Consider the following 21,948-nt stretch of genomic DNA (forward strand, 5'->3'; position numbering starts at 1 on the left):
GATGTTCCACCTGTCACGCAAAATTACGCCAGCAATTCCGAAGCCAGTCGAGCAATCAACACATTGGACAGCAGAACCGGGACATCCAGCGACTTTTGCAGTAAATCACGATGACGCTGATGAAACCCCAGGCAGTCCAGCATAAGAACATCAGCACCTTGCTCAAGGAGATATTTCCCGGCATCAATCAGCTGTTGTTCAGAACCTTCTACTGGATTCGCCACGGCGTACACTGGCGGAGTTTGTAACACCTGCCACTTTTGTGTCTGGGCTTTGAGCAATTCAGCAACAGGTACAATGACCCCAACCTGATGCCCTTCGACAATTGAAGCCACTAACGGGGGAATAATGCGTATGGGTTCCAACAAGATACTATTGCGGGCGGTCAGACGGGTGATTGAGGCGGTACTCATCAGCAGGATCACATCAAATCCCTGATTATCGAGAACCTCCACAATGCTTTGCAGCGAGCGTTCCACTTTCTGGCGTGAGACATGAGCAAGTTGGTGGTCGCTAAGCAGCGTTAATAACAGCTCGTCACCGGGTGAAGCCCCGTACTCGGCCATCACATCTTCTCGCTGCATCTGCCCCAGCAGACTGTGGTGAGTAATGTGCTGTTCATCAATATATTCCGTCAGGAGCGGTAACATCTCACACATCGGCACAACGCCAATCGTGAGGATAGCCAACGACGTACTCATTTGTTGCTCCACCGTCTTCTTACTTTGCTGTGAAATCCCGGATAAGAGCCGGGCGCTGACCTGTGCTACAAATGCTCAAAAGCGTAGCAGTAGATCGGCGGTGTATTGTGTAAAGATTCCAGATCATTCCAGTACTGGATTGTTATTGTTTAATTTTCAATTTTTACTGTATACGGCGAAATTTAAAAAAATGTGATGCGCGCCCGGACTGGCACTTTTAAGACTCGTGCCAGAGCGGTCTTCATATCAGGTTTTATCGGGGTCTTCGTAGCGTTTTTTAGCATCCATCGCTTCCTGAGCTGAAGGATGCTCACTGATCAACGAATTCGGTTTAGGGTGATCGGCACGAAGTTGATACCAGGTTACCGTCTGACCTGGCGTCCCTTTTTCAACCGTAACAATGGTCGCTTGACGTGGGTAAGGTGGTTGTGTCGGCATAATTCTTCCTTTTCACTGGATGAACATTAAGTATAGACACCGCCCTGCAACCGTGGCGCTGCCTGCGCCAGTATCCCAAGAATGTCTTCCACTACCTGCGAAGGTGGATTGGTGGCATCAACGATATAGTGCGCAGCCTCACGATACAAAACATCGCGCTGGGCGAGCACTTCCTGAACCTCTTCGGTCAACGGTTTGCCGGTTAGAGTCGGTCTCAATCCTTCTTCAGGCGTGGCCTCCAGACGATCAACCAGTACCGATACCGGTGCGCTTAGATAGATAACCACGCCGTGGCTGCGCATGTAATGACGATTAAATTCGGTAAGAATGATACCGCCGCCGGTCGCAACAACCGTGGCAGGAGCTGTAACAGCCTGCAGAGCGGTCGTTTCCTGGGCACGAAACCCTTCCCATCCTTCTCTTTCGACGATTTCCGCCACGGTCATTTGCACGTGCGATTGCAACCAGCGATCGGTATCAACGAACTGGAAATCAATAGCCTTTGCCAACGCCATACCGGTTGTCGTCTTACCACACCCCCGGGGGCCAACAAGAAAAAGAGGTTGCGTCATCACAGAATTTCCCCAGAGAGCCGCCAACAAGCGGGATCTGATGCGGTTAAAAATATAATCATATCATCAAACTAGTACATCGCCAAAACCGTAAAGAAAAAATTACAGAAAGAATGGCAAGATGAGTTAACCCCTACTATAACAAGAATTCACAATGAATAAAGTGTAAATAATAAATTACACACTCTATTTTCTACGCTGAACTTCCAGCCACCACTTATCCAGTTCAGCCGCAAAATGCTGTCTGTCGCGGGGCGAAAGGCTGTCCGGCCCCCCGGTCTGGATACCGCTGGCACGCAGTGTATCCATAAAATCACGCATCATCAGACGCTCACGGATCGTCGCTTCGGTATAACGTTCGCCGCGCGGGTTAAGCGCCGCCGCACCTTTTTCAATCACTTCAGCCGCCAGCGGAATATCTGCCGTTATCACTAAATCACCGGCGCTGCACTGACGCACAATCTCGTTATCAGCCACGTCAAAGCCCGCAGGCACACGTAATGTGCTGATGAAACGCGAAGGCGGGACGCGCAGGCTTTGGTTGGCCACCAAAACAAGCGGCATTTGCATGCGCTCAGCGGCGCGGTACAAAATGTCTTTAATCACATTCGGACACGCATCGGCATCCACCCATATTGTCATAGCTTCTCCCCACTGGTGTGCTGTCGCACATTGTCGCGTGCTTTTACTTTCAGGCAAAGTGCTGTTTCTCCTTCTGAACATATTCATTCCGCGCTAAGCTTAGCTTTCCCAGATTTACCCTAAATAATTCGGGTTGCAGCCAACGCACATGCAACTTGAAGTATGACGGGTATAAAACAATGAATATCATCCATAGGGAGTGACAAGATGGACAAGAAAATTGGTTTTATCGGCTGCGGTAATATGGGCAAAGCCATTCTTGGCGGCATGATCGCCAGCGGCCAGGTTCTCCCCGGACAAATCTGGGTCTACACCCCTTCCCCCGATAAGGTCGCCGCGCTACACGACCAGTACGGCATTAATGCGGCGCAGTCTGCACAAGAAGTCGCGCAAATCGCTGATATTGTTTTTGGGGCCGTAAAACCAGGCATCATGATTAAGGTGCTGAGTGAAATTACCTCCAGCCTGAACAAAGATTCCCTGGTCGTCTCGATTGCCGCAGGCGTCACTCTCGATCAGCTGGCCCGTGCCCTGGGTCACGACCGTAAAATCATTCGCGCGATGCCAAACACGCCGTCGCTGGTGAACGCCGGAATGACCTCCGTCACGCCGAACGCCTTAGTCACGCCAGAAGAAACAGCCGACGTGCTGAATATCTTCCGCTGCTTTGGTGAAGCAGAAGTCATTGCGGAGGCAATGATTCATCCGGTCGTTGGCGTCAGCGGTTCAGCACCGGCCTATGTATTTATGTTTATCGAAGCGATGGCTGATGCCGCCGTTCAGGGGGGGATGCCCCGCGCGCAGGCTTATAAATTTGCAGCACAAGCGGTAATGGGTTCGGCGAAAATGGTTCTGGAAACGGGTAAACATCCTGGCGAATTGAAGGATATGGTGTGCTCGCCAGGTGGAACCACCATTGAGGCGGTACGCGTCCTGGAAGAACGCGGTTTCCGTTCATCGGTGATTGAAGCGATGATTAAGTGCATGGAGCAGTCGGAAAAACTCAGCCGCTCCTGAGTTAACACCGCCGGACGTCAGGCCGCCGCTTCAGTGCGGTTACGTCCGGAATTCTTTGCTTTGTAAAGAGCCATATCTGCTGATTTTAACCATTCTCGATAGTGTTCAGTTTCAGACGTCAGCGGCGCAACGCCCACGCTAATGCGCAGGTCAACCTGCGGCGCGCAAGATAAACGCAGTTGGGTAAGCCGTTCGTGAACACGAGACATCGCTGCAATCGCGCTGCTCGCTGACGTGTCACACATGATTACCGCAAACTCATCACCGCCAAAGCGACCAATCACATCGCTACCGCGTAAGGTCATCTGTAACTGGCGGGTCAGTGCAACAATGGCCTGATCCCCGACGTCATGGCCCCAGGTATCATTGATACTCTTAAAATGGTCGATATCGATGATAAGGAGCGTGGCATCACGCTGATGGCGGCGGCAATTATCAAATTCATTCCGCAGCAACAGTTCCCAATGACGTCGGTTATAAACCCCGGTCATCCCATCTCGCGTACTCATAACCTGTAAGCGACGTTTATGTTCTGCCAGCCTGATGAGCGTCTGGTAACTCACCCAGGCAAACAGCAACGGGTAAACCACTAACACCGGCAGCGACAGCAGCACACTCAGTTGCGTACTGCTAAAAGCCACGGGAATATCCGTTAACTGTAACGTCACCAGGCAGGAAACCACCATCAACACGGCGCCTGCAATGAAGACACGCATACCCCCTGCGCCCATCAGGTTGATACAGATAATCATCAACAGCGCCGTGGATGGCAGCAAGTTTATCCCCATAATCCCCATCCACATCCCGGCGAGGATGGCATCGGCTTTTAAGTTGGTATATTCGCTATGCAGTGGATCGATAGCTTTACTTGCCAATTGCCATGCCAGATGCGGCCAGACAAACGCCCATCCCACCAGCAAAAGCCACCAGCCTCCGGTTATTGGCTGAGAAACTAATACCGACGCGATAGGGAAAAACATTCCCCCCAGTCCCACCGCTCGCGGCAGCCTGATTCGTCGGGCAAATCGCAGACCGGAACGTTGGTGGTCATTTTGATGAAGCAATATAAATGCTTCATTCGGGACGACCTTCTTTTGATAAAAGTTTTCATCATTCATCGTATTTGGGAATATTCTGAAACAAATTTCCCAAATTATAGGAAGGGGTCTGGTGGCGGAAGTATGATATTTCGGGTGAGCGATTTTACCTGCTCACCCGGAAGTGCTAAGCAGATTTTTTCAGGCAAGCGCTCATAAACTTATTACGATCATCGCCTTTCAGAGACTGTTCCGTCGCCTTGACGTTGCATTCACGCATTTTCTGTTGCTGCGGCGTCAGGCTCTTTTCCTCAGGTGCAGATTTACTGTTTTTCAGGCAATCACTCATATAGGTCTTACGCGCATCTCCTTTTAAGGTCTGCGCCGTGGCCTGCTGATTGCAGGTGGTCATACGCTGTTGTTGCGGGGTTAACGTCTTCTCGGCAGCACCGACGGTAGTTAAAAAAATCAGACCAAAAAGTAACGTCATTAATAATGTAATTTTCATAGCACCATCCTTTTCTGAACGACGACACACAGGTAAGTTTGGCTGCTAACGATAAAAATACCACCCGACGGCAAAAGTATTGCCGCCGGGTATCAGCTTATTTCAGTCCTAACGCCGCTTTCATGGTGTAAAACAGATCGGTTTGATCGGTCAGGCCAACCACATTCGCCGCATGAGGGCCATAGGCTGCAATACGCAGTTGGCTGCCGGTGTGCTCCTGGGACTCTTCTTCAGAGTTGCCATAGCTAATGACCATCACCGCGCCATCTTTAGTGTTCAGCGCCTGCGTCAAACCTGGCGCTTTGGTATCCGGTGCGACGATCTGGCTGGCATGCGCGTGGTCAGCGGTTACCACAACCAGGGTGTTGCCATCTTTCTTCGCAAAGGCAAGTGCACGCTGCACTGCTTCATCCAGATCGACCGTTTCACCAATTTGTCCACACGGGTTAGCGGCATGATCTTGTTTGTCGATTGACGCGCCTTCTACTTGCAGGAAGAAACCTTTCTCATTTTTGCTTAACAGCTCAATCGCTTTATCCGTCATCTGCGCCAGCGTTGGCACGCTGTCGTTACGTTTTGGATTTGGCGTACAGGTCACTACCGGCTTATCCAGGTTGCCGTGATAAGACGCTTTCGGCCCTTCCCAACGCACTGGCATATTACCGTCTGAGAACAGACCCAACAGCGGTTTATCCTGATTCGCTTCGCTAACAGTCGCCAGCGTCGCGGCATCACTCACCATCTGGTAACCACGGGCCTGGGCTTGTTCTCGCAGCGTTTTACCCTGCCACTCACCTGCCGTAGCGGTTTCAGTAAAAGTCTTTGCCCCGCCGCCTAACGTAACATCCGCACGAGCATTCAATAATTGTTCGGTAATTGACCCTTTACCGCCTTTTTCCAGCGCGTTCGTCGGGCATTTTTCAGCCGTCACGCTCGGGCCATAGCATTTACGCGAAGTGACATGGGCAACCAGTGCGGCCGGCGTGGCATCCTGTAATTCAGCCGTGGAAACGTTGCCTGTCGCCAGACCTGCCGCTTTGGCCATTTCCAGAATCGTGGTGTGATCTTTTTCATGAATATCCACACCCAGCGCCCCGTTATAGGTCTTCACGCCGGTTGTCCATGCTGTCGCAGATGCTGCTGAATCTGTCACATAATCGGGCTTGCCCGTTTTCTTATCCAACGCATAATGTGTGTATTGTCCGGTCAACGGTAAAGCATCAATACCTTTAAAAAAGCCGCCCGCGCCTTCAGCATAATTTCGCGCTGCCGTTATTTCGGAGTCGCCCATCCCATCGCCAATCAGTAAAATTATATTTTTGGCCGGTTTATCGTTCAGGGATTCGCGCAGAGCCGCCGTTTGATCGGCAGACAATCGGCGAGCGCCACCCGGCGTGGTGATATCTCCCTGAGCAGCACGATTATCCATAACCGCTACAGTAGATGTTTCTGCATTAATAACCGGGGTAAACAGCAAAGGTAACAGGGCAATAGCCAGAGCGCTTTGTTTCACTTTATATTCTCCATGTATAAATACGGTAAAATTAAAACAAAGCGACTATAAGTATTTGATGTGACACTTTTATGATAATTTGTGGTTACCCCACCACAGATGGATCACAACGCTTTTGGTACGCACTTGCCAGCATTATGTATGTTCGTCAGAAACGCGGGCATGCGGTTTCCGCCAGCCAGCGCCCCCTCAATTTGACGAATAAATATTTGCCGATCGTTCCACGCCATATTGCGCAGCATTTCGATGATTACCCGCTCTAACGTTTCGACCTGTGCCGCCAGATCTTGCGATTCTTCTTCTTTTTGCGCGAGCTTAAGTAACAACTCAGTGACGAGGTTTTTCATTTGCCTATTCCCTTAACAAAATATGGGCCACGTTATCATTAAGGCTCACGACTGCCTAGAGGATGAAAGTTGTATTTTTATAAGGAATAAAAAGATTTGAGAAAACAATCACAACACAAAATAAGGGTAAATGCGTCTGGATGCAGAATGATTCAATATTAAAAGGTAAGAAAAGTAATAATCACACAAATATATAATACACACTTATGAATTAACAACGCTGACAGGCAGCGTTGTTAATCAGGAACTCAACGAGCCTCGCGCCGACGTCGCAACGCGATAGCCAGTTGCCAGATATTGATAAGCACAATGCTTGCTGTAGCAATGAACACCCAACGAAATCCCGCCATTGCCGATACCGTTGCACCCATCAATGGCCCGGCGACGTTGCCAAGGTACATAAATGACTGGTTATAGCCAAAGATGCGTCCGGTTATCTGGTCGCTGGAGTATTTCACCAGCAGCGTCTGCACCGCCGGCAACATCGCACCATCAGCAAAGCCGAGCAGAAAACGTAAAATTCCCAACTGCAACGGCGTGGTGACCCACGACATGGCGAAAAACAGCACCACCGCGAAGATTAACGTCGCCATTAAAATCCGCTCAGTACCAATACGGTCGCCTAATTTACCAAGTCGAGGCGCGGAAATCAGAGCAGAAATGCCCGGTACTGAGGCAATCAGCCCACTGAGAAAAGCAATATTCGAACTGTCCGGGACCATTGATTTAATAAATAGCGCCAGAATAGGCCCAATTGAGCCGTTACACAGTTGAATCACCATGGTGGTAAAAAACAAGCTGATCACCAACGCCGGATGCGAAAGCGAGGCAAACACGGCCTTCCCACTCAGACGTTCGCTTTTTTTAATCGTCGGGCGAACGCCCTCTTTGATCAAGAACAGTGTGACCAGAAAACTCACCACCAGCAAGGCGGCGGTAATACAGAATACCGCCCGTAAGCCAACATGATCGGCGATAAAGCCTCCCATCAGCGGTCCGCCAATGACGCCGCTAATTTGCGCCGTAGAGAGCGTACTCAGCGCCCAGCCGCTGCGCTCGCGTGGAACCTGGGACGCAACCAGCGCCATCGCATTAGGAATATAGCCGGAGGTTAACCCCATCACCCCGCGCAGCAGAAAAAGCTGCCAGACGTTAGTGGCAAATGCCTGTAGCAAAATCGCAATGGCCATCCCCAGTGAGGCCCGCAGCAGCATCAGCTTGCGTCCTTTGCGGTCGGCCAGACTGCCCCACATCGGAGAAACAATGGCTGAAATCAGGAAGGTGACGCTGAACGTTAATCCGGACCACATTGATAGCGCTTCATGCGAGGTCACGCCCAGTTGGGAGATATAGAGTGGTAAAAAAGGCAAGATTTGGCTAATCGCCAGTCCGGTAAAAAAGCATCCGAACCAAACGGAAATAAGGTTAACTCTCCAGGATTCCATAAGGACTCATAACGATAAGTAGCTGAAAACTGCGAGCAGCTTAACAAATTACTTAGCCGAATAAGGGTCTACAGGTGCGATAAATCACAGTTTAGGATTTTATCTTCCCGCTCATCATATTTGTGATATAGCTCACATCAAACCCATAATATAAACAGGGGATTGTGCTTCCCGCGCGATCTGCGTGTCTGTCCCCTTCTAATCCCCTGTCATTCGCCAAAACAATCTGCCAGAAGCCGAGGAAACCTGCGTTTTGTCGTGGTAATGTATGTGCTTTGCATTCATGGAATGGGTTTTTAAGATGGCAAAGTTGCGGGTAGGAATCGTATTTGGTGGTAAATCAGCGGAACATGAAGTGTCATTGCAATCGGCAAAAAATATTGTCGATGCCATCGACAAGACTCGCTTTGACGTTGTGCTGTTAGGTATTGATAAACAAGGGCAATGGCACGTCAGCGATGCCAGTAACTATCTGCTCAATTCAGACGATCCGGCGCATATTGCGTTGCGACCTTCTGAGACCAGCCTGGCGCAGGTACCGGGTAAACAAGAGCACCAGTTGATCGATGCACAAAACGGTCAACCGCTGCCGACGGTCGATGTTATTTTCCCAATCGTACACGGTACTTTGGGTGAAGATGGCTCTCTGCAGGGCATGCTGCGCGTGGCGAACCTGCCGTTTGTCGGTTCTGATGTGCTGGGTTCTGCTGCCTGTATGGATAAAGACGTGACCAAACGTCTGCTGCGTGATGCCGGGTTAAACATCGCGCCATTTATTACGCTCACTCGCGCGAATCGCAACAGCATCAGCTTTGCCGAAGTGGAATCCCGCCTGGGTCTGCCGCTGTTTGTAAAACCGGCCAACCAGGGATCGTCCGTTGGCGTCAGTAAAGTAACCAGCGAAGTCCAATACGATCAGGCCGTCGCGCTGGCATTTGAATTCGATCATAAAGTCGTTGTGGAGCAAGGGATCAAAGGCCGCGAGATCGAATGTGCGGTACTGGGCAACGATCATCCGCAGGCCAGTACCTGTGGTGAGATCGTGCTGAACAGCGATTTTTACGCTTACGACACTAAATACATTGACGATAACGGTGCCAAAGTTGTCGTTCCGGCAGCAATTGCGCCAGAGATTAACGATAAGATCCGCGAAATCGCCATTCAGGCCTACCAGACTCTGGGCTGTGCCGGCATGGCGCGCGTGGACGTCTTCTTAACTGCTGAAAACGACGTTGTGATCAATGAGATCAACACGCTGCCAGGCTTTACCAACATCAGTATGTATCCGAAACTGTGGCAAGCGAGCGGTTTAGGCTATACCGATTTGATCACTCGCCTGATCGAACTGGCGCTGGAACGCCATGCTGCGGATAGCGCGCTGAAAACCAGTATGTAAACCCGTCAGGATGCCTGATAGAGCTATTGGGCATCCTTTGCTTCATCATCTTCAACGCGGCGACGGATGATTAATCCGGCCAGCCAAAAGCTAATCACCCAGGTCACCAGCCCCACCGCATAAGTTTGCCATCCCTGCGCTTCAAAACCTAATAACCCCACCACGCCATTCAGAATAAAGATAAGCCCAATAGCGAAAGCATAGTAATGCCAGTCTCGGCGGATTTTTACAGGCAGGTTCATAACAGCTCCGGTGGAAATACAACACAGTAAGGCATCCTCGCACATTTCCCCGAGGGCGTCTGTGGCCTGTGCGGAATTTCTTAAATGTAACTCAGTTTAACTTAAGGTTACATAATTGTGACCGCCAACAAAAAACCGAAATCCAGGAATAATCTCTACCTGAAATTACCATCATTCTGATATTGACATTGCCGATCACCTGTCAGACTCACTCTCAGTTCCAGGCATTACGTCAAAAAAAGCAGGTTATTTCCGGAGGTCTTTATGGCTGATTTTACGCTCTCAAAATCCCTGTTTAAGGGCAAGCATCGGGATCCCTCCTCCCTGCCCGGCAACATTGCGTATGCCGTATTTGTGCTGTTTTGCTTCTGGGCGGGTGCACAGATTTTAAATCTGTTGGCCCACGCGCCCGGCATCTATGAAGAACTGATGCAGCTGCAAATGCAGGAGACAGGACGCCCGCGGGTTGAAATCGGTTTAGGCGTCGGTACCCTCTTTGGACTGATCCCCTTCCTGGCCGGAAGCCTGATTCTTGGCGTCATAGCGGCGGTCATGCGCTGGCGTCACCGTCATCATAAAGATGACTGATTCATACACTTCGCCCGACGATCGTCCACCCGTTTAGCAAACCACGCAGTAGTCAGATTACGCGTGATCTTCGGGCTTTCCAGTTGAATGCCCGGCAGCATTTCACGGGGTAACGTTTTCCCGGTCTTCGCTTCCGCCAGCTTATAAACCTTTTCGTACAATGCGGTTTTTTCAAAGGCCAGGCTGTCACCTTTTTGCAGTTGACGGCGGATCTCACTCTCGCTCATCCCTAGCTTCCCGGCCAGTTTACGTACCGCCAGCTCCGTTTTGCCCGGCTCACTGCTGCCATAGAGAATCAGATCCCCGTCCATCGCCAGCTTCACTCCGCTGGCTTTACTGACCGCATTCTGGAAAGCTGCATTGCGGCTCGCATACCATCCGGCATTAAAATCGGCGAAGCGGAAGATTGGCGCACTGTAATTCGCCGGGTAGTTGAGCAGATGATACGTACCGAACCACAACCCACCACGGCGGCTAAACACTTCCTGACGTACCGTCCCCGCCATTTTCCACGGATACCCGCTGGTGTGCTGCTCAGCAAACGCGATACTGACCTGCATTGGACCACCGGTATGTACCGGATTAAGCGATCCAAACAATGTCTGCCCCATCGGCACCATGTTGATGAAATCATCAAAGATGGCGCTAAGCTGTTTTTCCGTCTTCACCGTATCCAGACGCTCGCTGTAGCTTTTCCCCGTTGGCGAGTTAATCTTTAGCGCGGTATGCACGACAAACAGCGGGATATGCATGCGTTCTGCGCGACGGTCAATCTCTTTCCAGGCGATTTTGCTTAAACCAGGAACAGCCGGATCGGCCTGGAAGTTTGACTCCTGCTGCGCTACCGCCAGCACCGAACAGATGTTTTCAACCGTCGGTGCCAGCTTCTGGCTTTCAAAGGTCTTTGCCAAATCCTGCGCCCACGCGTCCCGGTCTTTCACGCTGGCGGGCATTTTCTGGCGCACCACGCTCGCCACATCGACGGCTTTCTCCCCCTTTTTTAGCGGCTGCGCAGGTTGGCTACTACATCCCACCAGCACCAGTGCTGCCAGACCAGACAAGGGGTAAAGACGGGAAACCGTCGACATAACATCTCCTTATTATTAACTCAGCGTATGGGTAACTTCCTGAATATCCTGACCATCAAGCTCTCGTTCAAAGCTGCGCAGACGCTTATAAATAGACATCAGTTCTACTAACGTTGTCCAGGAGTTAATCAGATACTGGAACGAGCCGCGCACCTGGCCAAACACGTTAGTGATTTGCGTCATCAGGCCGAGCGTAATCGTACCGGCAACAATCGACGGAAACAGCAGGAACAAGCCGAAAACGTTATCAACCTGCAGGTAAAGAATACGGGCAATATTGAAGTACATATAGTGAAAATAGAGACGGAAGTAGTTTTGCCGTACCGCATGGAACAGTTCACGCACCGTCGGTGGCGTCGCACGGTTGCCATCATCTTCGCCATAGACCAATTCTTTACGATAGGCCGCTTCCACGCGCTGGTTTTTAAACTCCAGCCCGGGAAGCTTTATCCCGACCACGGCCAGTAAACCGGTTCCCATCAGCGACCAGACAATCGCGGCAATCACCAGGCCATAAGGCACATGTCCAACAATCGGCAGGTCAGGAACATGGGCAGAGAGCGTTACCAGTACAGGCAGGAAGGCAATCAGCGTCATAATCGCGTTGATAAAGCTGACGCCCATATCTTCCAGCGTAGAAGCAAAACGCATGGTGTCTTCCTGTACACGCTGTGCTGCGCCTTCGATGTGACGCAAATGCTGCCAGTGCGCCATATAGTGTTCGTTCATCGCGGTACGCCAGCGGAACACATAGTGGCTGACGAAGAAGTTGTTCATCACGCCAATGACTACGGCTATCAGCGCAATACCGAGAAAAATGCCCACTTCATGATAGAACTGCTCAATCTTCACCTTGTGTGGTGCGCTGAGCGCAGTTTGAATCAGGTCATAAAATGGCGCATACCAGGCGTTGACGGCGACGCCGACTTCAACCAGAAACCAGGTCACAAAAATAATCAGCGATGTGCCCAGAATAGACCAGTACTGCCAGCGGTGTGGACTGTAGAGAAACCAGAACAGCGCGAACACCCCGACACAAAGAATGTAGTACGCATAAAAAATCAGGTAATCCAACGACCAAAAACGCGCTGCGCTAATAGGTACGTCTCCCGACGCGCCGGTAATATGTGCAACCCAGGCTCCCCCACCTGCTTGCCAGAATACAACGGCGACCAGTGCCCAAATAAATGCCGAAATAAAGAACGGCCCCGGCTTTGGGAAAAAAGACTTAAACATAGTGCTCTCCTGCTAACTTCTTATCGTTATGACGACTGCTGTGCATTTGCCACCGTAGAGTGCGGAGGCCAGACGGCTTACGCCCAAAAACACAAGCTGAAACCGACAATTGTGACCAAAACCGAGGCACTTAGTTCGCACCTCGGTTATGAAGAATTGTTTCTGTGGTTTTCACACTCGACAACGTTCCAGTATGTGCAGATTATCACAGCGTGAGATCACAAAAGCGAACATCCGCAATCCAGGAAACTCCTGTGTTTACTCATCGTTACGTTTTTCCCACTATCATTGGTTGATAAGCGCTTTGCAATACGCCGATGAGTAGTATAAATACGCATACGCACGACATCCTTTTTCACTTTCTCTAACTCATGGACACCACCGTTGAAACGTAGTCTGCTTTTTTCTGCCGCGCTGTGTGCGGCGTCATTGACATCTGTCCAGGCGGCACAGCCTATAACCGATCCGGTCTTCGCCTCTGATATCGTTGATCGTTATGCCGACCATATATTTTACGGCAGTGGTGCTACGGGGATGGCGCTCGTGGTGATTGATGGTAATCAGCGTGTATTTCGCAGTTTTGGTGAAACACGCCCCGGCAATAATGTTCACCCGCAACTGGATTCCGTAATCCGCATTGCCTCAATTACCAAATTAATGACCAGCGAAATGCTGGTGAAATTACTCGATCAGGGCACGGTCAAACTCAACGATCCATTGAGTAAATATGCACCTCCTGGCGCACGCGTACCCACTTATCAAGGAACACCAATTACGCTGGTGAATCTGGCGACGCATACCAGCGCACTGCCGCGCGAACAGCCAGGCGGCGCGGCCAAGCGCCCGGTGTTTGTCTGGCCAACCCGCGAGCAGCGCTGGAGCTATCTCTCAACGGCTACGCTTAAAGCCGCACCAGGATCGCAGGCTTCTTATTCCAACCTGGCGTTTGATCTGCTGGCCGATGCGCTGGGTACCGCGTCAGGTAAGCCTTATCCGCAGCTGTTTGAAGAAAAAATCACCCGTCCGCTGGGGATGAAAGACACCACCTTTACGCCATCTCCCGATCAGTGCCGACGCCTGATGGTCGCGGAAAAAGGCGCCAGCCCTTGTAACAATACGCTGGCAGCGATGGGCAGCGGCGGCGTCTATTCAACGCCTGGCGATATGATGCGCTGGATGCAGCAGTATCTCTCCTCTGACTTTTATCATCGTAGCCAGCAGGCCGACCGGATGCAGACGCTGATTTATCAACGTACGCAGTTAACTAAAGTGGTGGGAATGGATGTTCCAGGCAGAGCCGATGCGCTTGGTTTGGGCTGGGTTTACATGGCGCCGAAGAATGGCAGACCGGGAATTATTCAAAAAACCGGTGGCGGCGGTGGCTTCATTACCTATATGGCGATGATCCCACAGCAAAACGTTGGGGCATTTGTCGTAGTGACGCGCTCTCCGCTGACCCGTTTTACCAATATGAGCGACGGTATCAACGAACTGGTTGCAGAGTTGAGTGGGTACAAACCACAGGTCGTTCCTGCATCCTGATTCAATACTCAGAAGGCAAACGGTTAATGCACACCAGTTTGCCTTTATTCATTTCAATGTAACCGCCTTTACGCAATGCTGCGAGAACCTCAGCGACAACCGAGCGTGAAATTCGTGTGCGTTGGTGAATATAGTTCATAACGCCAATGCGTGAACGAAGGGCTTCATCCCATTTCGTCATAGAGATCAATGTCGCGCGAATCTGATCGTAGGAGTTATTGCCGATCAACTGCAGATCGCGTAATTCAAGCATGGAGTTTTGCCATGCCAACCAACAAAAAGCTTCACGCCAAAGCTGGCACTCTTCAATTATATTAATTGTTTGCGAGGCAGGTAGATGGTATCCCGTACAATCGCTTTCCGTGATTAATCTGTATTGTATATCTGTTTTTATCACACCATCTGAAAGCCCCATAATAAACGGTGCCTGCGCAATACCGACCAGCACATTCTCCCCTCGCCTCAGAGAAATTACACCATTTAAAATGATAAAGGTATCGTCACTGTTTATATCACTGGAATAAATTATTTCTTTATCGTTATCACACTCAAAGTGTTTGCCATATTTCGACAAACATTTATCAAGCTTACCAAATTCCACAAGCGGTTTATTTGCAGACAACATCTGGGCATTCCTTGCAATAAATGCCCGTCAAATCCGTGACGGGCATTTTTCTGAGTTAGATTATCTTTTCTTTAACAACGAGAGATGTCTTACCAGGTATATTTAACACCAACATTTGCAGACCAGTCTTGATCTACATCGCCACCACCGAGGTAGTTAGCATCGGTGTATGCGCTGAAGTTTTTGGTAAAGCTGAACTGAGTACCCAGTCCAACACGTACTGCAGAACCTTCTACACCGTTGTCGATAGAATCGCCGTTTACGTCAGAATCGTTGTTAGAGTCGTCGTAAACGTAGGCCAGTTTGAAGTACGGAGTCAGCGCCTGGTCGTCGCTGTAGGCGAAGGTATAACCTGCATCGACACCGAGTTCATAGCGCATGCTGTCATAAGACTGACCGTCAACTTTCATGTCGTTGCTCAGCTTATAATCATCACCAGACTGGAACAGACCGGATACGCTGCCGTATGGCGTTACGTAACCTGCGTCACCCAGCTTCAGGTCGTAACCCAGTTTCAAGCCAAAGCCCCAGGCATCAGAAGAGGTGCTGCCATCAACATACTGACCGTTGCTCATGTTAGCAGTCAAATCGTTGTTGAAGTGAGAGTAGCTTAAGTTACCGTCAACAAAGATGTTGTTGGCAAAGTGAGCAGAAGAGTAGATGTAGGCAGTCTGGCTATCCTGATCCACCTGACCGGTACGGTCGCTCATATCACCTTTCGCGAAGCCTGCTGCAGCACCGACAATCCACTTAGCGTTGTTACCATCAATTTTGGAATCAACACCGACCATGATGCCGTTAACATCCTGATCGTAGTTAATGGTGCCATTATCTGCATCGAAGCTACCACCGAAGTAGCTAACCCATGCACCACCGTTATCAACCAGACCATGACGCGCGTTAGTCAGACGAGTACCAACGGTATCTTGTTCCAGGTTCCAGATATTGGTGTTAGCAGACGGAATGCTCAGCGCCATGTTCGCGTAGTCTGTCAGTTCCATCTGCTGCAGAACAACGGTGTTACCCTGCTGCTGCGCCTGGTAGGTGTAAGCACCCAGATCAGCTTTGTTGGCTGCAGAGAAGGTCGCAGTGCTGTTCGCGTCGTTAACGTAGACCAGCTCGTTACCTTTGTAATCCGCAACAGAACCTGCGCCAGTCGCGTTGTCGATGCGGACTTTGTAGTTACCGGTTGCCGCCGCTACATGGTCACCATAGTTATCAACTTCAGACTGATCGCCTGAGGTGTCGGAATCGCCGTTACCGTTGATAGTCAGATGACCATCAGAGTTCATCGCGATCACGCCATAACCGTAGTTAGACTGAGATTTATCGTTAGTGCGGTCGTTAGTCAGGTCAGCATTCAGCACATAGTTGGTGCTGTTGATGTCGAAAACGCCTGCATTAACATTGTTGTATGCATCGGTATAGCTGGTCAGGTTCAGGGTATCAACCTGCAGCGCATCACCAGTGCTGTTACCAACATCCAGAACACCGTTGTTAGTAACGTTGATGGTATTTGCATACAGGGCAGCGCTACCTACACTCCAGCCAGCAGCAACATCATCAGCAATCGTAACAGTACTGTTGTCAATAGACAGCGTATCCGTTGCAACATGACCATCTTCGTTGATGTTCAGTGCAGAACCACCGGTCAGGCCAATAGTGTCGGAGATCAGGATAGAATCACCCACGTTGACGACAGAACCGCTGTTGATGCTCAGGGTATCAATCAGGGAAGTTTTGGTGGTATCCCACTGTGAAGCACCGTTCAGCGTGACGTTGAACAGGCCGCTCTGGTAGACAGCGTTGCCCACTACATGACCATTTTCGTCATAAGAAGTTGTGTCGCTATCAATACCGTAGGTTGAATCCGGCCACAGGCTGTTAGCGGTGATGTCGATCAGCGTAGCGGTGGCTTCAGTGCCTGCAGCGTAGCTGTCATAAACGCCGTCACCATCGGTGTCAACCTGGTGCACGGACATTGCCGCGCCGACCCACTTACTGCCATTGTTCAGGGTCAGATCCAGACGGTCAGTACCGTCCCAACCATTGGTATCCAGGTCAGCATCGGTATCACGATAAGTGTCAGCACCGTTCGGGAAGAAGTTCTCATCGAAGTTGCTGGAGAACAGCACGTCACCCATCAGCGTGGAATTATCAAACGTGGCAGTGGTCTGCATCGCGTTATCCGCATCCGGATGTGCAATAACCGCTAATGCAATATCGTCAGCGTTCCAGCCATTACCGTTGTAGTCGCTTGCATTGCTGGTGTTACCAAACCAGCCGGTGGTACCTTCGTCAGACCATGAGCCAGAGGTCACGGTAGAATCGCTGACAGCGATAGTGTTGTTAAATACTTCACTGCTGTTTACGCCAGTGCTGACGGTATTATCGTCAATATCTGCCCACTCGTAACCCTGAGTCAGGGTAATGCCAGCGACGTGAGAGTTGGCGGAGATAGACAGATCAACTTCTTGATCCAGCGTGATAGCCGTACCCAGGTTATAAACGTCGACAACGTGCGTGTCAGCTGCGTCATTATACGTACCGTTGTAGGTATAATGTTCGTAGTTGTCATCGATAGTTGAGTTGATGACGTTCATCGCCAGGCGATCGTAGTAATAGTCAGTCCCCGTACGGTTAGTACAATCCGTGGTCATACATTCGGATGTCACCATACCGTGAATGGTGCTGTTTTTAATCGTCAGGCTGTTATTATTGGTGTTAGTAGACAGCCCATCATCCAGATAATAAGTAGAAATAACGCCGTTGACAGTGGCGTTATTGATTACCGGATAAATATCACCGTTATAAATACTATCGGTATCGTAATTGTTCCAACCGACATATCCATCATAATAGACGCCATCCGCATAAGATGCGTCATTATAATGAGCAAACGTTGTGTAGGTGGTCCCAGAGATATCAGTTGAAGCATTCGCCTGAGAAGTGATTGCCAAAGTGCAGGCTAATGCTAATTGTGATACTACAAGCTTCTTTTTCCAAGTGTGCATTTGTCATCCCTCCTCAGGGACGTAATATAGTTGATCCATCAATTATCAATGCAAAGAAAACATTTTATGTTTCGCGGGAAGGATTATGCGGTTTCACAAAGGAAAGGTTCAATTATTCTTTGGCTTAAGTCCGATTACGGACAATAGATATGCAAATTATTCGAAACGGAAAATAAACGTAAAAATCTTTTTTATTTTAGACAGTTACATGTAAAACCATTGGCAAAACAATATATTGAACTTATGATTAACTTAAAAATCAAACGTCAGCAAATAAATACCGTTAAATCCCGCCACTTAATTAAAAATTAAATTAAACTAAATTCACCATAAAACTAATCACTATTTAAAATAGTCATAATTGCAAAAATAGAGATAACACATAATACCAAGCATTGGTAACATCACCATAACCTCGGCATAACGCCAACTTTCGTAAACCTCTCGCCCTCAGGTTCGGGTATACTACGGCCTTCGATTCCACAAACATCAGGCATACCATGACAGACCTAATCCAACGCCCTCGTCGCCTGCGCAAATCCCCTGCGCTGCGCGCTATGTTTGAAGAGACAACACTCAGCTTAAATGACCTGGTGTTGCCGATCTTTGTTGAAGAAGAACTCGACGATTACAAAGCTATCGACGCCATGCCCGGCGTGATGCGCATACCAGAGAAACACCTGGCGCGCGAAATCGAACGTATTGCTAATGCAGGCATCCGCTCGGTCATGACCTTCGGGATTTCTCATCACACCGATGAGACCGGCAGCGATGCCTGGAAAGAAGACGGTCTGGTGGCGCGCATGTCGCGTATCTGTAAGCAGACCGTACCGGAAATGATCGTCATGTCCGACACCTGTTTCTGTGAATACACCTCGCATGGTCACTGCGGCGTGTTATGCGATCACGGCGTTGATAACGATTTAACCCTTGCCAACCTCGGCAAACAGGCAGTTGTTGCCGCCGCAGCGGGCGCAGATTTCATCGCCCCTTCCGCCGCAATGGACGGCCAGGTACAGGCGATTCGCCAGGCGCTGGACGCCGCGGGATTCACCGATACTGCGATCATGTCCTACTCCACCAAGTTTGCCTCTTCTTTCTACGGCCCGTTCCGTGAAGCCGCAGGCACGGCGCTGAAAGGCGATCGTAAAACGTATCAAATGAACCCGATGAATCGCCGTGAAGCGATTCGCGAATCGCTGCTGGATGAAGCCCAGGGCGCAGACTGCCTGATGGTCAAACCGGCTGGCGCGTATCTCGATATTCTGCGTGATATCCGCGAGCGCACCGAGCTGCCGATTGGCGCTTATCAGGTCAGCGGTGAATACGCGATGATCAAATTCGCGGCGATGGCAGGTGCAATAGATGAAGAGAAAGTGGTTCTGGAAAGCCTAGGCTCGATCAAACGCGCTGGCGCGGATCTGATCTTCAGCTACTTCGCACTGGATCTGGCTGAGAAAAAAATCCTGCGCTAACCACTTTGTTGCCGAATGGCGACTTCACCTTATCGGGCCGACAGTTCCAGGCCCGATAAGTAAAACCCCACCAACAATCAACCCGCCCGATAAAAAGGCTGATCCCCAAGGATCGTCGCCCGGTGCATAATACGCCGCTGCGGCAGATAATCCGCATTGGCATAATGTTGCGTGACGCGATTATCCCAAATCGCCACATCGTTGGGCTGCCAGCGCCAGCGCACCTGAAACTCCGGTTTGGTGATATGCGCGAATAAAAAGCTTAGTAACGCCTCGCTCTCTTTTTCCGTCACATCGACAATTCGCGTAGTAAATCCCTCATTCACAAACAGTGCCTGTTTACCGCTTACCGGATGGGTCCGCACCACCGGATGTAGCAACGGTGGATGTTTAGCGACGGCCTCCAGCCAGCGCTGATGCTCTTCTGGTGTCTTGCGGTATTTATATTCCTGGAATGACTTACGGAAATCATGCTCTGCCCGCAGGCCACTCAACAGCTGACGAAACGGCTCAGACAATGCCTCATAAGCGGCAATTCCGCTAGTCCATAGAGTGTCTCCCCCGGCCGATGGCAGCTCTTTTGCTGCCAGAATCGCCCCGGCAGGCGGCGTGTCGATAAAGGTGACATCGGTGTGCCAGTTGTCGTTATCCGGCGGATTATCGTTATGGGTATCCAGTACGATAATTTCCTCTACCCCTTCGGCATGCGGATAGACAGGGTGAATATGCAGATCGCCGAAACGCAGCGCCAGTGCCCGCTGCTGTTGTGGCGTAATCACCTGCTCCCGCAAAAACACCACCTGGTGGCGCAGTACCGCATGATAAAGCTGTTCAAACTGATTATCGCTCAGCGGACGCGTCAAATCCGCACCAGTGATTTGTGCGCCAATGTACGGCCCCAGCGGGGTAATGCTCAGACGTTCACTCATTGTACTTCTCCATGCCAGGGCGTCAGGCGACGCTGAAGCGCGCGCAGACCCAGCTCTAAAATAAATGCGATAACGGCAATGACCGCAATCCCTGCCAGCACCACATCCGTTGCCAGAAACTCACCGGCTGACTGCACCATAAATCCTAACCCTCGCGTGGCCGCGATCAGTTCAGCTGCCACCAGCGTCGACCACCCCACGCCCAGTCCAATACGCAACCCGGTAAGAATTTCCGGCAAGGCACCCGGTAAAATCACAAACCACAGCACCTGCGCACGGCTGGCCCCCAGCGACTGCGCGGCCCGGATTCTCACCTGCTGCGCACTTTTTACCCCCGCCAGAGCCGACATCGCCACAGGGGCGAAAATCGCCAGATAGATCAGCAGGATCTTGGAGGTTTCACCGATGCCAAACCAAATGACCATCAGCGGTAAATAGGCCAGGGGAGGAACCGGACGATACAGTTCAATGATCGGATCGAGAATGCCGCGCATCGTAGGACTCAGCCCCATCGCGATCCCAACCGGAACGCCCAGCAGCACTGCCGCCAGCAGCGCGATAACAATACGCGTCAGACTCGCCGCCAGATGCTGCCACAGCGTGGCATCCATAAACCCTTGCGGCCCGGCAATGACGATCAGCTTTTGTAAAACCTGTCCCGGCGGCGGTAAAAACAGCGGACTGATTAACTGCAGCGCCGCCACCGTCCACCACACCGCCAGAATGACGGCCAACGTACCAAGGCTTAAGGTAATCTGCCGCGAGAACGGCCAGCGCCAGTTCAGCACCCGCTGGCGACGGGGTTTATCATTAATCACCACGCTCATGAGAATGCCTCCCGTTGTTCAAAGACCCGACCTAACACATACTCGCGCATGGCGATAAACTGCGGATCGGACTTAATGCTGCGGCTCGACTCTCCGGCCACAAAACGACGGGCAAAATTAAGCGGCAGTCGTTCCAGCACCCGACCAGGACCTGGCGACAGCAATACCAGCTCTGTCGCCATAAACACCGCTTCTTCGATATCATGGGTAATCAACAACACCTGTTTCCCGGTCTCATACCACAGCTTCAGCAGCAGGGTTTGCATCTGCTCGCGGGTAAAGGCGTCGAGCGCGCCAAAAGGTTCATCCAGCAGCAACAGCTGCGGGTTGGCCGCCAGTGCCCGCGCAATGCCGACACGCTGACGTTGTCCACCGGAAAGCTGCCAGATAAAGCGTTTGCCCGCGCCCTCCAGTCCGACTTTCTGCAACATATCCAGGGCAATACGCTGGCGCTGCGGCTTGTCCACGCCCGCCAGTTGCAGACCAAAAGCCACGTTGTCCTGCACGTTACGCCAGGGCAGCAGACCTTCGTTCTGGAACACGACCCCGCGATCTGCCCCCGGACCGTCAACCCTGTGACCTGCCAGCGTGATGCTGCCATGCTGATACGGCACAAACCCGGCAATCAGATTTAACAACGTGGTTTTCCCACAACCGGAAGGCCCGAGTACCACCAGCAGTTCACCGCTATCGAGCGTCAGGTTGATATCCTCCAGCGCCGGTTTTCCACCGTAGCTGGCAGCAAGATGAGAGATTTGCAGCATCA

The 21,948-nt window shown here is 50.9% G+C and carries 22 protein-coding genes; 5 read left to right on the plus strand and 17 right to left on the minus strand.

The features are described from left to right. Nucleotides 1-23: 23 nt before the first annotated feature. The 4 genes from LY264_RS18765 to LY264_RS18780 all read right to left on the minus strand — a co-directional run bounded on the left by LY264_RS18765 (nt 24) and on the right by LY264_RS18780 (nt 2,353). Nucleotides 24-701 (minus strand): AroM family protein, encoded by a 678-nt coding sequence (locus LY264_RS18765; RefSeq protein WP_003830963.1) that lies wholly within the window; start codon nt 699-701, stop codon nt 24-26. 246 nt (nt 702-947) lie between these two features. After that, complete coding sequence (gene yaiA, locus LY264_RS18770) at nt 948-1,139, minus strand: protein YaiA (RefSeq protein ID WP_003021472.1); 192 nt, start codon at nt 1,137-1,139, stop codon at nt 948-950. Between the two features lie 26 nt (nt 1,140-1,165). Next, nucleotides 1,166-1,711, minus strand: coding sequence for a shikimate kinase AroL (gene aroL, locus LY264_RS18775; protein WP_008783910.1), 546 nt, complete (start codon nt 1,709-1,711; stop codon nt 1,166-1,168). A gap of 186 nt (nt 1,712-1,897) precedes the next feature. Then, nucleotides 1,898-2,353 carry a YaiI/YqxD family protein gene (locus tag LY264_RS18780; protein WP_048214806.1) on the minus strand — a complete coding sequence of 152 codons (456 nt, stop codon included), beginning with the start codon at nt 2,351-2,353 and terminating at the stop codon, nt 1,898-1,900. Between the two features lie 207 nt (nt 2,354-2,560). Between LY264_RS18780 and proC the strand changes: the two genes are divergently transcribed. Then, nucleotides 2,561-3,370 (plus strand): pyrroline-5-carboxylate reductase, encoded by an 810-nt coding sequence (proC, locus tag LY264_RS18785; RefSeq protein WP_008783907.1) that lies wholly within the window; start codon nt 2,561-2,563, stop codon nt 3,368-3,370. Nucleotides 3,371-3,387: 17 nt separating this feature from the next. On the opposite strand, the gene adrA is transcribed toward proC, so the two are convergent. From adrA to LY264_RS18810, 5 genes are all read right to left on the minus strand, one after another. Further along, entirely contained in the window at nt 3,388-4,503 is a 1,116-nt protein-coding gene (gene adrA, locus LY264_RS18790; RefSeq protein WP_122984024.1) for a diguanylate cyclase AdrA, read from the minus strand. 91 nt (nt 4,504-4,594) lie between these two features. Continuing rightward, nucleotides 4,595-4,915, minus strand: coding sequence for a phosphate starvation-inducible protein PsiF (gene psiF, locus LY264_RS18795; RefSeq protein WP_003830956.1), 321 nt, complete (start codon nt 4,913-4,915; stop codon nt 4,595-4,597). 97 nt (nt 4,916-5,012) lie between these two features. Beyond that, entirely contained in the window at nt 5,013-6,428 is a 1,416-nt protein-coding gene (gene phoA, locus LY264_RS18800) for an alkaline phosphatase (RefSeq protein WP_048226318.1), read from the minus strand. A 104-nt stretch (nt 6,429-6,532) separates the two neighbouring features. Continuing rightward, nucleotides 6,533-6,775: a sigma-S stabilization anti-adapter protein IraP gene (locus tag LY264_RS18805; protein ID WP_048226319.1), complete on the minus strand. Its 243-nt coding sequence runs from the start codon at nt 6,773-6,775 to the stop codon at nt 6,533-6,535. 248 nt (nt 6,776-7,023) lie between these two features. After that, nucleotides 7,024-8,220 carry a multidrug efflux MFS transporter gene (locus LY264_RS18810; protein ID WP_048226321.1) on the minus strand — a complete coding sequence of 399 codons (1,197 nt, stop codon included), beginning with the start codon at nt 8,218-8,220 and terminating at the stop codon, nt 7,024-7,026. 301 nt (nt 8,221-8,521) lie between these two features. Here LY264_RS18810 and ddlA point away from each other — a divergent pair, with 301 nt between their 5' ends. Next, complete coding sequence (gene ddlA / locus LY264_RS18815) at nt 8,522-9,616, plus strand: D-alanine--D-alanine ligase (RefSeq protein ID WP_048216351.1); 1,095 nt, start codon at nt 8,522-8,524, stop codon at nt 9,614-9,616. A 23-nt stretch (nt 9,617-9,639) separates the two neighbouring features. Here ddlA and LY264_RS18820 read toward each other — a convergent pair whose 3' ends face one another. Beyond that, nucleotides 9,640-9,858 (minus strand): DUF2754 domain-containing protein, encoded by a 219-nt coding sequence (locus tag LY264_RS18820; RefSeq protein WP_003830949.1) that lies wholly within the window; start codon nt 9,856-9,858, stop codon nt 9,640-9,642. 264 nt (nt 9,859-10,122) lie between these two features. Here LY264_RS18820 and LY264_RS18825 point away from each other — a divergent pair, with 264 nt between their 5' ends. Then, nucleotides 10,123-10,446 (plus strand): DUF2755 family protein, encoded by a 324-nt coding sequence (locus LY264_RS18825; protein ID WP_032942507.1) that lies wholly within the window; start codon nt 10,123-10,125, stop codon nt 10,444-10,446. On the opposite strand, the gene LY264_RS18830 is transcribed toward LY264_RS18825, so the two are convergent. Continuing rightward, the gene (locus LY264_RS18830) at nt 10,431-11,534 is read right to left on the minus strand and encodes a DUF1615 domain-containing protein (protein ID WP_048214809.1); all 1,104 of its coding nucleotides are present in this window, start codon (nt 11,532-11,534) and stop codon (nt 10,431-10,433) included. The genes LY264_RS18825 and LY264_RS18830 overlap by 16 nt on opposite strands. Before the next feature lie 15 nt (nt 11,535-11,549). After that, on the minus strand, nt 11,550-12,770 hold the full coding sequence (gene sbmA, locus LY264_RS18835; RefSeq protein ID WP_003021430.1) for a peptide antibiotic transporter SbmA: 1,221 nt from the start codon (nt 12,768-12,770) through the stop codon (nt 11,550-11,552). A 384-nt stretch (nt 12,771-13,154) separates the two neighbouring features. Between sbmA and ampH the strand changes: the two genes are divergently transcribed. Next, entirely contained in the window at nt 13,155-14,312 is a 1,158-nt protein-coding gene (ampH, locus tag LY264_RS18840) for a D-alanyl-D-alanine-carboxypeptidase/endopeptidase AmpH (protein WP_048226325.1), read from the plus strand. Between the two features lies 1 nt (nt 14,313). Here ampH and iprA read toward each other — a convergent pair whose 3' ends face one another. Then, a complete protein-coding gene (gene iprA / locus LY264_RS18845; protein ID WP_048226327.1) occupies nt 14,314-14,937 on the minus strand; it encodes a hydrogen peroxide resistance inhibitor IprA in 624 nt (207 codons plus the stop codon). An 89-nt stretch (nt 14,938-15,026) separates the two neighbouring features. Then, complete coding sequence (gene ehaB, locus LY264_RS18850; protein ID WP_048226329.1) at nt 15,027-17,951, minus strand: autotransporter adhesin EhaB; 2,925 nt, start codon at nt 17,949-17,951, stop codon at nt 15,027-15,029. 500 nt (nt 17,952-18,451) lie between these two features. On the opposite strand from ehaB, the gene hemB reads away from it, so the two are divergent. Beyond that, nucleotides 18,452-19,426: a porphobilinogen synthase gene (gene hemB / locus LY264_RS18855; protein WP_048226331.1), complete on the plus strand. Its 975-nt coding sequence runs from the start codon at nt 18,452-18,454 to the stop codon at nt 19,424-19,426. A 77-nt stretch (nt 19,427-19,503) separates the two neighbouring features. Here hemB and tauD read toward each other — a convergent pair whose 3' ends face one another. The 3 genes from tauD to tauB are packed head-to-tail and all read right to left on the minus strand — an operon-like array spanning nt 19,504 to nt 21,946. Next, the gene (tauD, locus tag LY264_RS18860) at nt 19,504-20,355 is read right to left on the minus strand and encodes a taurine dioxygenase (RefSeq protein WP_048226333.1); all 852 of its coding nucleotides are present in this window, start codon (nt 20,353-20,355) and stop codon (nt 19,504-19,506) included. After that, nucleotides 20,352-21,182 carry a taurine ABC transporter permease TauC gene (tauC, locus tag LY264_RS18865; RefSeq protein WP_048214813.1) on the minus strand — a complete coding sequence of 277 codons (831 nt, stop codon included), beginning with the start codon at nt 21,180-21,182 and terminating at the stop codon, nt 20,352-20,354. Before tauC ends, tauD begins: the two co-directional genes overlap by 4 nt. Next, entirely contained in the window at nt 21,179-21,946 is a 768-nt protein-coding gene (gene tauB, locus LY264_RS18870) for a taurine ABC transporter ATP-binding subunit (RefSeq protein WP_048226334.1), read from the minus strand. Before tauB ends, tauC begins: the two co-directional genes overlap by 4 nt. Between the last annotated feature and the right edge of the window lie 2 nt (nt 21,947-21,948).

It is taken from the genome of Citrobacter portucalensis (assembly GCF_023374935.1).
GTDB classification, from domain to species: Bacteria; Pseudomonadota; Gammaproteobacteria; order Enterobacterales; family Enterobacteriaceae; genus Citrobacter; species Citrobacter portucalensis.

What these genes read in the sequence shown, in the direction of transcription:
- tauD (WP_048226333.1), bottom strand. Translation starts at nt 20,355, where the DNA reads ATGAGTGAACGTCTGAGCATTACCCCGCTGGGGCCGTACATTGGCGCA.
- ehaB (WP_048226329.1), bottom strand. Translation starts at nt 17,951, where the DNA reads ATGCACACTTGGAAAAAGAAGCTTGTAGTATCACAATTAGCATTAGCC.
- iprA (WP_048226327.1), bottom strand. Translation starts at nt 14,937, where the DNA reads ATGTTGTCTGCAAATAAACCGCTTGTGGAATTTGGTAAGCTTGATAAA.
- sbmA (WP_003021430.1), bottom strand. Translation starts at nt 12,770, where the DNA reads ATGTTTAAGTCTTTTTTCCCAAAGCCGGGGCCGTTCTTTATTTCGGCA.
- psiF (WP_003830956.1), bottom strand. Translation starts at nt 4,915, where the DNA reads ATGAAAATTACATTATTAATGACGTTACTTTTTGGTCTGATTTTTTTA.
- tauB (WP_048226334.1), bottom strand. Translation starts at nt 21,946, where the DNA reads ATGCTGCAAATCTCTCATCTTGCTGCCAGCTACGGTGGAAAACCGGCG.
- tauC (WP_048214813.1), bottom strand. Translation starts at nt 21,182, where the DNA reads ATGAGCGTGGTGATTAATGATAAACCCCGTCGCCAGCGGGTGCTGAAC.
- aroL (WP_008783910.1), bottom strand. Translation starts at nt 1,711, where the DNA reads ATGACGCAACCTCTTTTTCTTGTTGGCCCCCGGGGGTGTGGTAAGACG.
- LY264_RS18820 (WP_003830949.1), bottom strand. Translation starts at nt 9,858, where the DNA reads ATGAACCTGCCTGTAAAAATCCGCCGAGACTGGCATTACTATGCTTTC.
- LY264_RS18780 (WP_048214806.1), bottom strand. Translation starts at nt 2,353, where the DNA reads ATGACAATATGGGTGGATGCCGATGCGTGTCCGAATGTGATTAAAGAC.
- LY264_RS18830 (WP_048214809.1), bottom strand. Translation starts at nt 11,534, where the DNA reads ATGTCGACGGTTTCCCGTCTTTACCCCTTGTCTGGTCTGGCAGCACTG.
- yaiA (WP_003021472.1), bottom strand. Translation starts at nt 1,139, where the DNA reads ATGCCGACACAACCACCTTACCCACGTCAAGCGACCATTGTTACGGTT.
- LY264_RS18765 (WP_003830963.1), bottom strand. Translation starts at nt 701, where the DNA reads ATGAGTACGTCGTTGGCTATCCTCACGATTGGCGTTGTGCCGATGTGT.
- LY264_RS18810 (WP_048226321.1), bottom strand. Translation starts at nt 8,220, where the DNA reads ATGGAATCCTGGAGAGTTAACCTTATTTCCGTTTGGTTCGGATGCTTT.
- proC (WP_008783907.1), top strand. Translation starts at nt 2,561, where the DNA reads ATGGACAAGAAAATTGGTTTTATCGGCTGCGGTAATATGGGCAAAGCC.
- LY264_RS18825 (WP_032942507.1), top strand. Translation starts at nt 10,123, where the DNA reads ATGGCTGATTTTACGCTCTCAAAATCCCTGTTTAAGGGCAAGCATCGG.
- hemB (WP_048226331.1), top strand. Translation starts at nt 18,452, where the DNA reads ATGACAGACCTAATCCAACGCCCTCGTCGCCTGCGCAAATCCCCTGCG.
- LY264_RS18805 (WP_048226319.1), bottom strand. Translation starts at nt 6,775, where the DNA reads ATGAAAAACCTCGTCACTGAGTTGTTACTTAAGCTCGCGCAAAAAGAA.
- ddlA (WP_048216351.1), top strand. Translation starts at nt 8,522, where the DNA reads ATGGCAAAGTTGCGGGTAGGAATCGTATTTGGTGGTAAATCAGCGGAA.